Origin of the sequence: Fundicoccus sp. Sow4_D5 (assembly GCF_052116365.1) — a bacterium.
Taxonomy (GTDB): domain Bacteria; phylum Bacillota; class Bacilli; order Lactobacillales; family Aerococcaceae; genus Fundicoccus.
The window spans coordinates 913,714-928,382 of record NZ_JBQKLF010000001.1 but is presented as its reverse complement, the minus strand read 5'-3'; the positions used below and the strand labels follow the sequence as shown (position 1 = coordinate 928,382).

At 37.0% G+C, this 14,669-nt stretch carries 10 protein-coding genes; all 10 read left to right on the top strand.

The annotated features are described in order from the left end of the window. Positions 1 to 16 precede the first annotated feature (16 nt). Positions 17 to 3,004, top strand: a complete 2,988-nt coding sequence (locus tag ACTQ45_RS04285) for an oligosaccharide flippase family protein (protein ID WP_441763001.1) — start codon at positions 17 to 19, stop codon at positions 3,002 to 3,004. Positions 3,005 to 3,007: 3 nt separating this feature from the next. Continuing rightward, positions 3,008 to 3,733, top strand: a complete 726-nt coding sequence (locus ACTQ45_RS04280; protein WP_441763000.1) for a pseudouridine synthase — start codon at positions 3,008 to 3,010, stop codon at positions 3,731 to 3,733. Between the two features lie 27 nt (positions 3,734 to 3,760). Then, the gene (gene pepV / locus ACTQ45_RS04275; protein WP_441750724.1) at positions 3,761 to 5,164 is read left to right on the top strand and encodes a dipeptidase PepV; all 1,404 of its coding nucleotides are present in this window, start codon (positions 3,761 to 3,763) and stop codon (positions 5,162 to 5,164) included. After that, a complete protein-coding gene (locus ACTQ45_RS04270; RefSeq protein WP_441762999.1) occupies positions 5,164 to 5,955 on the top strand; it encodes a TrmH family RNA methyltransferase in 792 nt (263 codons plus the stop codon). The genes pepV and ACTQ45_RS04270 overlap by 1 nt, the downstream gene beginning before the upstream one ends. 340 nt (positions 5,956 to 6,295) lie before the next feature. Further along, the gene (locus ACTQ45_RS04265; protein ID WP_441750721.1) at positions 6,296 to 6,865 is read left to right on the top strand and encodes an HD domain-containing protein; all 570 of its coding nucleotides are present in this window, start codon (positions 6,296 to 6,298) and stop codon (positions 6,863 to 6,865) included. A gap of 311 nt (positions 6,866 to 7,176) precedes the next feature. Then, the gene (gene pheS / locus ACTQ45_RS04260; RefSeq protein ID WP_441750720.1) at positions 7,177 to 8,244 is read left to right on the top strand and encodes a phenylalanine--tRNA ligase subunit alpha; all 1,068 of its coding nucleotides are present in this window, start codon (positions 7,177 to 7,179) and stop codon (positions 8,242 to 8,244) included. Next, complete coding sequence (gene pheT, locus ACTQ45_RS04255) at positions 8,244 to 10,667, top strand: phenylalanine--tRNA ligase subunit beta (RefSeq protein ID WP_441762998.1); 2,424 nt, start codon at positions 8,244 to 8,246, stop codon at positions 10,665 to 10,667. The genes pheS and pheT overlap by 1 nt, the downstream gene beginning before the upstream one ends. Before the next feature lie 389 nt (positions 10,668 to 11,056). After that, positions 11,057 to 11,533: a cell division protein ZapA gene (locus ACTQ45_RS04250; RefSeq protein ID WP_441762997.1), complete on the top strand. Its 477-nt coding sequence runs from the start codon at positions 11,057 to 11,059 to the stop codon at positions 11,531 to 11,533. A gap of 10 nt (positions 11,534 to 11,543) precedes the next feature. Beyond that, entirely contained in the window at positions 11,544 to 12,095 is a 552-nt protein-coding gene (locus tag ACTQ45_RS04245) for a CvpA family protein (protein ID WP_441750717.1), read from the top strand. Between the two features lie 142 nt (positions 12,096 to 12,237). Then, positions 12,238 to 14,592, top strand: a complete 2,355-nt coding sequence (locus ACTQ45_RS04240) for an endonuclease MutS2 (protein WP_441763031.1) — start codon at positions 12,238 to 12,240, stop codon at positions 14,590 to 14,592. Positions 14,593 to 14,669 lie beyond the last annotated feature (77 nt).

The following is a 14,669-nucleotide window of genomic DNA, read 5'->3' as shown; positions in this document are numbered from 1 at the left end:
TAAAGGAGTTGAGAAAATGCGTAATAATTTTGATTCAAAAGGTGAGAACGATAATTTAAATAAACGTCGCTCATATAAGCCGATGGATGAATCTTTATTTGAGACGATTCAATTTACAGAAGAAGAATTAAGAAAAATACGACAACCAAATAATCAACCATTGGACGGTGACTATTTCGCTAATCATTCAGGTGCCAACTCTCAAAGAACTGGTAATGAATCTGAACTTAATGATGGGGAAGAAAATCCGTTTAACCATGACGAATTAAGCGAGGGAGAGTCTGAACAAAATTCAATTGAATTTATAGATATTAAAGGTCCACCGGCACCAAGTCAAAAACAAATCATTACTGCACCAGAAGATAGCGAGTTTCACTATAAGAGCCCAATTAAAGCTCGATTTGAACAAGAAATTGAGCAAGAAAAAGCAAAAGAAGACATTGAATATTGGGATGAATATGAAAAATCTGAAATGGAATTTTGGAATCATACCGGTGAAACAGAGAGAGTAGAAGAAGATAACCTGGCTAAAGAGCGTATGAGTCGTACACGCTCAGATAATAAACGACCATTATGGAAGTTTAATCAATCGACGGATGAGCAGTCAGATTCAAGGAATAAAACCTTTAAGAAAGTAAAGGCTGATGACGAAGCTATTGTGACTGATGATGAAGACTTTATGAACAAACCAGACATTGGGAAGAATATTGTGGATAAAGTTAAGTCATTGCTAAATGGTCAAGATGCCGTTGAAATAGATGAGTATATTCAAGAAACTCAACAATCGACAGACAGTGCATCTAAACAGTCTAAACAGTCTAAACAGTTTGTAGATGCATCTATCAAGAATGATAAAAACTTTTTTAATCGTGCAAAAACTGCGATAGAATCTCGCTTAAGTCGCTCAGTTGAACAGGAACTAGCATCAGATATAGAACACAACGACCCTCTTCAAAGGAAATCAGATGACATCGAAAATGAAATTAAAGAAGTGTTATCTAAAGAAGAAACGATGACAATGGGACTAGGTTCTCAGGAATCAGCGAATGAAATAATTGATCCTGTTTTTGACGAAGAGTTCCCTTCAGAAAAAAAATCTAGTGAAGATACTCTTGAATTTACAGACGTTCATGAAGTAGAAAAACTTCCGAAAAATTCAATAAAAGAGTCCGATACTTTAAGCGAAGACAATGAATTATTAGCCACTGTCGATAAAGAGGTAAACAAAGCGAGTGATTCAGATGTAGACGAAGAAGCGGCAGCAGATTTGTATAGTGAAAAAGTTAGTCAAGAAACTCAACGTTTTTCAGAGCCTATTTTGACAGATCAAGTGCTTGAAGAAGTACTTGGTTCTGATGATATCACGATTGATGATGAACTTGATCACCAATCAGAGAGTTTTGTTAAAGGCGCTGCATGGCTAACAATCGGAAGTGTATTTTCAAGAATTTTAGGTGCACTGTATATCATTCCTTGGAGTACTTGGCTAGGGGCGGAATATACACAAGCGAATACACTCTACAGTGCGGGCTACACGCCTTATTCTTTATTTTTAGCAATAGCCACAGCAGGGTTCCCGAGTGCCATTGCTAAACAAATGGCTTTTTATCATTCCCAAAAAGAGTATCGTGTAGCAGATAAATTGTTTAAGAATAGTATTGTCTTAATGTTGATTAGTGGTTTATTTTCAGGCGCGTTATTGTACTTATTAGCACCGTCTCTAGCATCGATTACTTCAACAGATAATCCACTTGGAGCGACACTAGTGATTCGTTCATTAGTACCTGCTTTACTGATATTGCCTTTAATGAGTATCTTAAGAGGGTATTTCCAAGGCTTTAATGACATGGTGCCCTCTGCCATCTCTCAAATTATTGAGCAGATTGCTCGAGTGTTTTACTTGTTAGCTGCGACGTATGCTATCATGATGGTTTATCGTGGTGAGGTTACGCAAGCTGTTGTTCATTCAACTTTTGCTGCTTTCATTGGTGCTTTGGCAGCTTTAGGATACTTAGCTATTCTATACTTTAAGCGTCTACCAATGATCAATAAACTAAAAGAACGCTCATTAGATTTAATCGAAATAGATTTCAAAGAAAGTATTCATATTATGTTCATGGATAGTGTACCTTTTATCCTATTGGGATCAGGGATTATCCTTGCGCAGGTGATTGATACGTACACATTCAAACAAATTTTGTTACCAACAACTGTTATGCTGTTAAGAGAAATTAGTGAATTGTACGGTGCGATGAGTTTAGACGTGAACAAATTAGTGATGATTGTCGTTTCATTAGCAGTAGCCTTAGCTTCCTCAGTGGTACCATTGATTACAAGCAAATTTGCTGCACGTGATATTAAAGGGACAAGCTCTCTAATCGAGCAGATTGTTGAAGTATTTAGTTTTGTGATGTTACCTGCTGCTATTGGTATGATCGGAGTTTCAAACAATCTATACACAATGTTCTATCCACAAGGTCATACGAGTGGACCGTCCTTATTAATTACTGGATCCATTATGAGTATCTCACTTGGCTTATATACCGTTTTATCAACCGTTTTACAATCGATGAACTTCCGTCGTTTAGCGGTGAGGTTTTTGGTAGTTGGTTTATTAGTTAAAATCATTCTACAAGTACCACTTGTGGCATTTCTACATGCACATGGTGCAATGATTGCCACAACCATTGCCTTTGCAGTTTCATCCGTATTAATGTGGATTAAAATCCAACGTGAGGTAGAACCTGATATGGAAAGACTCTTTAAATCAGTCTTTAAAATCATTATAGGTACTGTCATTATGGGGATTGCAGTTTCTCAATGGAATTCATTACTAGATTTATTAATGGGCGAAGTGGGACGTTTCTTAACCTTTGTTAAAGTAATGCTTGGTGTTGGAATGGGTATCTTTGTATATGGTGGTGTCATGGGACTTTTAGGTCAATTATCTATATTATTAGGTGACAAAAAACAAGATTTACAAGAAAAAATGAGGATGTTTTAAGACATGCGATTAGACAAATTACTCGCTCATACAGGCTATGGCACTAGAAAAGAAGTTAAACAACTGATTACAAGTGGTGTTGTAAGAATTAATGATGAAATATGTAAGAAAATTGGCCAAGCGGTAAAAATCGATTCAGATGTTGTAACAGTCATGAATCAACCCGTTTTTTACCAAGAATACTACTATTATATTCTAAATAAGCCTGCTGGTATCATCAGTGCGACTGAGGATAACTATCATGAAACGGTTATTGACTGGCTCGGCCCAGATTTTAGTTACATGGAGTTATTTCCAGTAGGACGTTTAGATATTGATACAACAGGATTGTTATTGTTATCGAACAATGGACAATTGGCTCATCAGTTATTATCACCTAAGAAAAAAGTGTCAAAACGATATGAAGCGGAAATAGAAGGAATAGTGACTGAAGAAGATATTGAAGCTTTTTCTCAAGGGTTAGATTTGGAGGATTTCATTTCTCAACCAGCTCAATTACTTGTTCATTCAACAGATGAAGAGTCAAATCGTTCATGGATAGAAGTTGAGATTTGGGAAGGAAAATTCCATCAAGTTAAACGTATGTTTGAAAAGGTGGGCAAAAAAGTACTCACGCTTAAAAGAAAATCGATGGGGCCACTTGAGTTAGAAGAAGACTTAGAAGAAGGTATGTGGCGTGAATTGACTGAAGAGGAAAGAAACGCTTTAGTTCCATTCGGATATGAGTAAGAAAAAAACATAGGGGGAAGATATTATATGGTAAATTGGCTTGCAGAAGTAGAACAAAGAAAAGAAACTTTACTAATGGACTTATTTCGTTTACTAAGTGTTCCATCTGTTAGAGAAGACCACTTAGCAACACCGGAAGCGCCTGTTGGACCAGGACCTTTAGCAGCTTTAGAAGAATTTATGAAAATGGCTGAAGAAGATGGCTTCAAAACTGAACAGTTTGGACCTTGGGCTGGGCGAATTGAAATAGGTCAAGGAGACGAGTTATTAGGAATTCTTGGTCACGTAGATGTAGTACCAGTAGGCTCTGGCTGGGATACCGATCCATTTAAACCAGTAATTATTGACAATAAAATCTTCGCAAGAGGATCTAGTGATGACAAAGGACCTACTGTAGCAGCTTATTTCGCTATAAAATTATTGCGGGAATTGGGTATCGAATTTAATCAAAGAGTTCATTTAATTGTCGGAACAGATGAAGAAAGTGGCTGGCAATGTATGGATTACTACTTTGCGCATGCTGAAATGCCGGACTATGGTTTTTCTCCTGATGCTGTTTTCCCAATTATTAATGGCGAAAAAGGAAATGTATCTGCCACATTTAGCTTTGATGTTAAAGAATTTACACAAGCTGACTACCGCCTAATTAGTTTTAACGCTGGTTTGCGCTCGAATATGGTGCCACAAGATGCAAGTGCCATTATAAAAGGGACTAATCTAGAGTCAATTGTTGAAAGCTTTAAAGCTTTTGCTCAAGAAAACCAACTAAAAGGTTCGGTTGTGACAATGGATAATCAATTAGAATTAGAATTAGTAGGAAAAGCCGCTCATGGTTCAACACCGGAAAAAGGTGTTAATGCAGCTACTTATTTAGCTAACTTCTTAAAAGATTTATCGTACGATAATGTGTCTGCTCAAGATTTCTTAACTATCTTAGGTGATAAACTACATGAAGATTTTGTTGGGGAGAAAATTGGAGTTAACGTGACACATGAAGTAATGGGCGAGTTATCAATGAACGTTGGTATTGCCAATTACTCAATGACTGAAGGGGCATCTATTGATGCAAACTTCCGTTTCCCAGTCGGAACAAATCCTGAAACAATTCTAGCGACGATTAAACGCCATGTAACAGATTATGAAGTGGCAGTTACAACTGATGAAGGTAAAGAACCTCATTATGTCCCCGCCGATGACCCACTCGTAAAAACACTTCTAGAAGTTTATGAAAATCAAACGGGTGAAAAAGGGACTGAAATGACTATTGGTGGCGGAACTTATGGACGACTAATGCCTCGCGGAGTGGCTTATGGCGCTTTATTCCCAGATTCAACAGATACAATGCATCAAGCAAATGAATTTCTATCAGTTCGTGATTTGGTTCGTGCAACTGCTATATATGCTGAAGCAATTTATCGCTTAACTCGTTAATGATGGCTAAACAAGAACTCATTTCGTCACGTCAGAATGTGAAAGTCAAAAATTGGCGTAAGCTCCACACAGCAAAAGGCAGAAAACAACAAGAACAGTATTTAATAGAAGGAACGCATTTAGTTCAAGAAGCTTTACAGCATAAGCAGACAGTCCTTGAAGTAATGGTAACTCCAGATTATTTAGCCTCTGCAGAGTGGCAAATGATTGAAACCCTCATGCCAAGGAGTGTTTCACCTATTTTGATAGCGCCAGACGTTGCACAAACGATTAGTGCTACAGAAACGAACCAAGGCATACTTGCTGTTTTATCTTTACCAGAAAAAACAACAACGTGGGCACCCTCTGGTAAGAAGTATTTATTACTTGATAAAGTTCAAGATCCAGGTAATTTAGGCACAATGATTCGAACGGCAGATGCTGCTGGTTTTGATGGTGTTGTAATGGGGAATGGAACAGTCGATTTATACAATGATAAAGTGTTAAGAGCCACACAAGGATCTGTCTGGCACTTAGAAATTGTGACAACCGACTTAGCCCATGCTTATCAAGCTTTACGTGAAGCTAATATAACTATTTATGCCACAGCACTTCATCAAGAGGCTATTGCTTATCAAGCAGTACCAGACAGGGATAAAGTGGCAATCGTTATGGGGAATGAAGGGCAAGGCGTTGCGGCTGAATGGATTGAACAAGCGGATCATGCTATTTATATTCCGATGTTTGGTCAAGCAGAATCTTTAAATGTTGCGATTGCAGCCGGTTTGCTTATGTTCCAATTTGCTAAATAAATCATATACAGGAAGTAACTCAATTAATTTGGTTACTTCCTTATTTTGCCTGTCATTATATTTGTTGCTCTTGTCTGATAGTGGAAGAGCTTCATATCATAAAATAAAATATACGCTCAGTAATTTCAGATGCTTTAAAGTTTCAAAGGATTTGTTAAAAATGCTTTAAAATGCGAAATTATTCCTTTTTATAAAGAGTGAGTATGTTAATATAAGGAACAGTTAGACCAAACGCTTAAATGAAAACAGTTATATAAAAAAATCTATAATAACGTTAGAACGTATTTACAATAAAACACAATGATTATGAAGTGAAACTTATTTGGGGGAATTCAATATAATGACAATGAAATGGCAAAGAGATACAGAATATCTTGAATTAATTAAAGATTTAATTGAACATGAAGATGTGAAAAATCTTGAGAAATATGTCCACCATAAGGTTACTAATCGATTAGCACACTCGATATCTGTGTCTTATAGTAGTTTCTGTTGGGCCAGAAGATTAAGATTAAATACTCGCGCCATTGCAAGAGCAGGCTTGCTACATGATTTGTTTTTCTATGAGTCCGAGACGAAAAACACTGTAGGTGGTCGTGGACATAATTATGAACACCCACGTATTGCGTTAGAAAACGCACTTAAAATTACAGAATTATCTGATTTAGAAAAAGACATCATTTTAAAACATATGGCAGGCACTACACGCGATATTCCTAAATATCCAGAAAGTTTAATTGTAACGTTGATGGATAAACAGTGTGCCGTGGTAGAATGTGCAGGCGGCGTGAGAACCTTTTTAGCTAAAAAGTTTAGTGAAACCAAAGATTATGCTTATCAATTGATCGCAATGCAACACAACTATCAATCTTATTTGACCTATCAAGGCGTTGACGAACGTGAAATCTAAAGGTATACTTAAGCTTCAATACAATAATCATTCATAAAAGACTAGGATGAAATCCTTAATAAATGCAATCTACAGGGAAATTTAGCAAGACTGAGACTAAATTATGTCAGACATTTATTAAATTCAATTTCGGAGTCGATCTGTTAAGAAAATTTATTTTCGAAAAAGATACCGCCGGCCACGGTTATAGGCTCTGAGTGCTTAGAATATCATTAGTTTTTCTAAGAACGAGGGTGGTACCACGATGATTCGTCCCTTTTTATAGGGGGCGTTTTTTTGTATTTAAAATTATAAATCAAAGGAGTATGACAATGACTGTTTCAATAACAGATTTACAATCATCAATTGAATCAATTATTAAACAAGCACAAACGGATATTCAAGCAGCTAATTCTACAAAGGAATTAAATGACGTACGTGTGAAGTTTACCGGTAAGAAAGGTGCTTTAGCTAACATATCGAAAGAAATGCGTCATTTATCAGCTGAAGATAAACCAAAACTAGGAGAGCTTATTAAAGAATTCCATAGTGCTTTCAACCAAGCATTCGAGGACAAAAAAACGCTTTTGGCAACGCAAGAATTACAAGCTAAATTGACTGCTGAAACAATCGATATTTCTTTACCAGGGCGTAGTGTACCAGTAGGTTCACGCCATATTATTACACAAACAATGGAAGAAATAGAAGATTTATTTTTAGGAATGGGCTATCAAATTATTGAAGGTCCAGAAGTAGAACTTGACTCATATAACTTTGAAAAAATGAATTTACCAAAAAATCATCCAGCACGTGATATGCAAGATACGTTTTACGTGACGGATGAGGTTCTATTAAGAACTCATACCTCACCCGTTCAAGCGCGGACTATGGAACAACATGATTTCGAAAATAAAGGACCATTGAAAATGATTAGTCCTGGTAAAGTTTACCGCCGTGATAGCGATGATGCGACTCATTCTCATCAGTTCCATCAAATTGAGGGCTTAGTGATCGATCAACATATTACATTAGCTGATTTAAAGGGAACTTTACTACAATTTGCTCAAACTTTGTTTGGCGCAGAACGTGAAATTCGATTACGACCAAGCTACTTCCCATTTACAGAACCATCAGTAGAAGTAGACGTTAGCTGCTTCAAATGTAGTGGAGATGGTTGCAATGTCTGCAAGCAAACGGGTTGGATTGAAATATTAGGTGCTGGAATTGTTCATCCGAATGTATTAGAAATGTCGGGAATTGACTCAAGTAAATATAGCGGCTTCGCATTCGGACTAGGACCAGATCGAGTGGCAATGTTGAAATACAATATTGATGACATCCGTCACTTCTATCAAAATGATTTACGATTCATTACACAATTTAAAGGAGGCCAAAATTAATGTATTTATCTTATGAATGGCTGAATGATTTTCTAGATTTAAAAGAATGGTCAGCGGACGATATTGCTGATAGAATGTCACGTACTGGAATTGAAATTGAAGGTGTCGAAAATATTGGTGCCAAGCTTTCCAACTTGGTCATTGGTGAAGTTGTTCAGATGGAAAAAATGCCTGATAGCGATCATTTGAGTATTACACAAGTTGATATTGGACAAGGTGAGTTGACGCAGATTGTATGTGGTGCGCCTAATGTACATCAAGGAGCAAAAGTAATAGTAGCAGTACCAGGAGCTGTATTACCTGGCGAGTTTAAAATAAAAAAGGCAAAAATGCGTGGTTATGAATCTAATGGGATGTTATGTGCATTACAAGAATTAGGTTTCCCAGACAACGTTGTACCTAAAAAATATGCTGATGGTATTTATATATTGCCTAGCGATGCACCTGTTGGTGCGGATGTGGTTGACTATTTAAAGCTTGATGATCCAATTCTCGAATTATCAATTACACCTAACCGAGCAGATGCTTTAAGTATGCGTGGTTCGGCTCATGAAATAGGCGCAATCATTGGCCAAGCACCTAGATTTTCGCTAACTTCTGATTACTCAGTAATCGAAGATCAAGCATTATTAGATTCTGTTTCAGTAGAAGTGGCGATGCCGGAGTTGTCCCCACATTATCAATTACGTTTGATTAAAGACATTGAAATTAAGGAAAGTCCTGTGTGGTTACAAATGCGGTTAATGAAGGCAAATATGCGACCAATAAATAATGTTGTCGATTTAACTAACTATTTCATGTTATTGTATGGGCAACCATTCCATGCGTTTGATTTCGACACATTGACTGCATCTAATGTAAAAGTTAAAGAAGCAGATGAAGGCTCTAAATTTACAACCTTAGATGGAACTGAACGCACATTAACATCTGCTGACATCCTAATCTGGGGTGGAGATGTTCCAATTGCGTTAGCAGGCGTAATGGGAGGTTTAGATTCAGAAGTTTCAGATTCAACGAAAAATGTGTTGTTAGAAGCTGCTGTCTTTGATCCTCAAAGAGTTCGCATAACATCTAACAAATTTAATCTACGTTCAGAATCAAGTTCACGATTTGAAAAAGGCATTAACCCTGCAACGGTTGATGAAGCAAGTGAACAGACTGCTGCGATGATCGCTACCTTAGGACAAGGCAAAGTTGTAAAAGGGAAAGTCGAAAAAAATACACTCGACGTTCTTGCGACTGAAGTCACACTTGCCTTTGAAGTCATCGAGCGTAAGTTAGGAATTCAAATGACAGAAGATGACTTAAGTGAAATTATGAGACGTCTTGGTTTTTCTATCACTTTTAATGATAATTATTTTACAGTAACCGTTCCGCCACGCCGCTGGGATATTTTAATCGAGGCAGATGTTCTTGAGGAGATTGCGCGAATGTATGGATATGATCGCATTCCGACTACTTTACCGACAGTGCCAAGTACGCCAGGCAAGTTAACAGAACGTCAGCGTTTAATTCGTCAAACTCGTGCGATTAGCGAAGGGTTTGGGTTAAATCAAGTGATTAGCTACGTTTTAACGTCACCCAAAGAGGCAGAACTGATTAAATCAGACTCTCACCCGTTTGTTAAGTTAACGTTGCCTATGAGCGAAGAACGTTCTGTTTTACGACAAAGTATGTTTCCTGCGATGATGGAAATCGCTAAATATAACAATGCCCATCAGAATAAACCGCTAGCTTTTTACGAAACTGGTAAAGTATTCTATGGACAAGTGGATGCCGCTTTACCTCTTGAAGAAGAGCGTTATGCAATTCTGATTTCAGGACAAGCAGAAGCAGCCTCCTGGTATGCTCCACAACGTCAATATGATTTCTTTACATTAAAAGGGATGGTTGAAGGGTACTTTGAAGCGATTCGTTTAGATCATATGGTGAGATTTGAAGCAGTGTCGGATATTGATGTGATGCACCCTGGACGTACCGCAAACATTTATTTAGGTGACCAAAAAGTTGGTTTCTTAGGCCAAGTACACCCTAATATAACAAACGACTATGATTTGGATACTGCAAGTTTTTATGCTGAAATTGATTTAAGCTATGTTGTATCCATCAGTCGTGAGGCTTTAGTTCAATTAAGCATTTCTAAATTCCCTGAAACTTCACGTGACCTAGCTTTATTAGTATCTGTCGATCAAACACATGACGTGTTAGTTAATTTAATTACTGATAATGCTGGCCAATATTTGAAGAAAGTATCTTTATTCGACTTATATAAAGGCAAGAATATTGCGGAAGATAAACAATCACTTGCATACCATTTAGTCTTCCAGAATCCTGATGCAACATTAACAGATATAGAAGTTAATGAGGCGATGGAACGTGTAACGACTGCTTTATTAAGTATCGATGGTTTAGAAATTAGATAATCATTTTTAAAAGGTGTTGGTGAGTTAAGTGCTCACTGACACCTTTTACATTGTGAGAAGGATGATTTTAATACCGAAAGTTGCTAATTGATCGTCTAGAATTTAACATTGAGGAATTAAATTATGTGTTTTAACCTTACACGGCTAAAATCAAGCTCTTTTGCCTTGTGGAATGGATCAATCGTCCATTAGTTAAGTAAAAAGAATTCTAGAAAAATAAAATGATAGTTGAGACAACAGTGGCTTTAGTTAATTTTAACTCGAATTAATTCAGTCTATTGGCTCTGTTTCGAAGGATAGTCACGCTCTCAGTAATATGAATTATCTATGAAAAATTAAAGCTAAATTTGACCAAAAGGTGCATTACTATTGATTATTTGGTAAACTATATGAAAATAAATCAAATTTTATTGATGAGAGTGGGGGAAGCAATGGACGGAAAGAAAAGATTTAAAGCAAAGATAGCAGGCAAGGATTATACAATCCTAGGGTCTTTATCTGCAACACATTTGAATACAGTGGTTGACTTGGTGAATCAACAAATAGATCAATTAACCGAGCTTGCGCCGGAGTTATCAAATGCGGACCGTTGCGTTCTAATGGCAGTAAATGCTGTATCAGATCAGCTGGTTAAAGAAAAAAGGATTATAGCATTAGAAGCTCAACTAGCACAACTTCAAGAGAAGCCTACACCGAAAACTCAGTCAAAACAGGCTGATGAAAGACCGACAATTAATGGCCGTTCAACAAAAGGAATGATTGCGGACCATACAAATATAAATCAAAGCTTGGAATCACAAGCAAAATCTAATTTAACACATGAAGCTAAAACGGAGAGCACAGAGTTTCCGTTTAAGCGTAAGTAAGGAGTTTGCCATGCTAACTATTTTGATTGTTATCGCTTTAGCAATAGGTTTTTATACCGGTTATCGTCGCGGTTTAATTATGCAAGCGATTCGTTTAATCGGTTATATCGTGACCTTTATTTTAGCCACGAAGTATTATGATGTGATTGCTACATATGTTGAGATGCTTATTCCATTTCCGGCTGTCCAACAGGGGAGTCATTTAGCCATCTATACGGAGTCAGAAAGTTTTATGCTTGACCAAGCTTTTTATAATGCGATTACCTTTCTATTGATTGGTATTGTGGGTTGGTTAATAACGAATTTCTTGGCAATGTTTTTCACACGTGTCACATATTATGACGTGATGAAATATGTTAATTATATTGGTGGTGGGCTAATTAATGCATTAGTGACTTATGTCATCGTTTTTATTTTACTATACATTCTATCACTGATCCCCATTGAGTTTATCCAACAACAGTTTGTTGATAATCCTCTTGCTTTTTGGATTGTGGATCGAACACCGTTCTTTGCAGATTTCGCCAAAGAGATGTGGATGCAAGTGAACCCTACAAGTTAATATTTATGGTAAGAAACGTCATCATTGTGAGCATGGTGACGTTTCTTTTGTTATAATAAACTGTGTGTCAAAATATGAATTTAAAAACCTTGGCTTAGAATTAGTCAGGTTAATATATAAGAAGGGATGTCATCTCTAAATGATGAACGAGAAAATTTTTGAAACATTAGAGTTTGGCAAAGTTTTGCAGAAAGTTCAAGCTCATGCACAAACTGAATTAGCCAAAGATCTAATTAAAGAAATGAGACCTAGCTCAAATCGTAAGACCTTAGAGCAACTACAAGCTGAAACCGAGCAATCCCTCACATTGTTAACTCAGAAGAAACAAATACCCATTCCTCGTCTACAAAACTTAAGCAATGCTTTAAAAAGATTAGAACTAGGAGCTGGTTTAAACGGGTTAGAAATCGCACAAATTGGGAAGCTATTATCAACAACTCACCAATTAATCCAATTCTTCTCTCAATTATCTGAGGAAGAAAAAGACTTCCCAGCATTAAATCGTTGGGTGGAGCAAGCAATTAGTTTGCCCGATTTAGTTAAATTGATTGATCAATCTGTCTCTGAAGAAGGCTCTGTACTGAGTAACGCTTCAGCTAAATTATCTGGGATACGTCGCGGTCAACAACAAAGTGAGCAACAAATACGTAATCAGTTGAATCAATTATTAAAGAGTAAGGCAAATCAATTATCAGACAGTTTAATTACTGTTAGAAATGGTCGTTATGTCCTTCCAGTAAAAGCAGAATATCGCCATCAATTCGGAGGAACAATTCACGACCAAAGTAGTACAGGTCAAACTTTATTTATTGAACCTCAAACTGTGCTGCAGTTAAATAATAAATTAGCAGAATTACAAGTTGAAGAAAGAAAAGAAATTGAACGCATTCTGTTAGAAATCTCGCAAACATTAATGCCTCATTACCAAGATATTGAGAAAAATCAACTAGTCATTGCTCAATTAGACTTTATTCAAGCACGTGCTGAATATGCGAGAGAAACTGAAAGCACTAAACCAATATTCTCGCAGGATCGCCATGTCGCCATGTGGCAAGCTCGCCATCCATTATTAGACTCAAATGAAGTCGTGGCGAATGACATTATCCTTGGAGAAAACTATCAAGCTCTAATTATTACCGGACCTAACACAGGTGGTAAGACCATTCTATTAAAAGCCTTAGGTTTGATTCAGTTAATGGGGCAATCAGGTTTACATATTCCATGTGATCGAGGTAGCCAGTTAGGTATTTTCGATCAAGTGTTTGCTGATATCGGCGATGAACAGTCGATTGAACAAAGTTTGAGTACATTCTCAAGTCATATGACTAATACTGTCAGAATTTTAGAAAACATGACCTACGAATCATTACTGTTATTTGATGAATTAGGTTCAGGGACTGACCCACAAGAAGGGGCAGCCTTAGCAATGGCAATTTTAAACTATATTAATAAAGTTGGCTCAACCGTAATGGCGACGACTCACTATCCAGAGTTAAAAGTATATGCCCATGATGCGCCAAATACGATTAATGCCAGTATGGAATTTGACAGCAATAGTTTATCGCCGACTTATCGCTTACTCATTGGTATACCAGGAAGAAGTAATGCGCTAGATATCTCCCAACGATTAGGTTTGCGTACAGATATATTAACTGAAGCAAGACAAGGTATTTCTCAAGATACACAATCTGTGAATGAGATGGTTGCAAACTTGGAGAGAGAACGTCGAGAAGCTGAGTTAAACCATTTAGAAGCGATGGAACAACTGGAAGCGGCAGAACAGTTGCATCAAGATTTAAGAACCGAATATAATCGTTGGTTAGAACAGAAAAATGACATTGTTGAGAATGCTAAACGTGAAGCTAACGAAAAAATTAATGAAGCACAAGCTGAAGCAAGTAAATTAATTCAAGAGATTCGTGAACTTCAACTTGAACAAGGACAGAGTCAAACCATTAAGGAACACGTTTTAATCGATAAGAAAAATGCTTTCGATCAATTAAAAGTTCCCGAAAACTTAAAGAAAAATAAAGTACTAAAACGTGCTAAATTTCAACAAACGCTTAAGGCGGGCGATGATGTTGAAGTCTTATCTTATGGACAAAGAGGAACAATCGTTGAAAAATCAGGCAAGGATGAGTACGTTGTTCAAATGGGGATTCTCAAAATGAAGATTGAAGGTAAAGATTTAACACCGCTTAACAAAGTAGAGAATAAAACAAAGGTAAATGTTCAAAGAAGTGCGGGGCCTAAAGTACAAACGAGCTTAGATTTAAGAGGTGAACGATATGAGCAAGCAATTCATCGTTTAAGCCAGTATTTAGATTCTGCCTTGCTATCAAACCACTCCATGGTGACGATCATCCATGGTAAAGGAACGGGTGCATTACGAGAGGGTGTGAAAGATACACTGAAAAAACACCCACAAGTCGCACGATTCGAATATTCAGCAGCTAATGCTGGCGGAGATGGATCGACTGTGGTATACTTCAAATAGATTCAAATGATCACTTGATTGTTTGAGCTGAATGGTGGTAAGCTTTAATGAACCATGATAAAATAAAAATATATTAG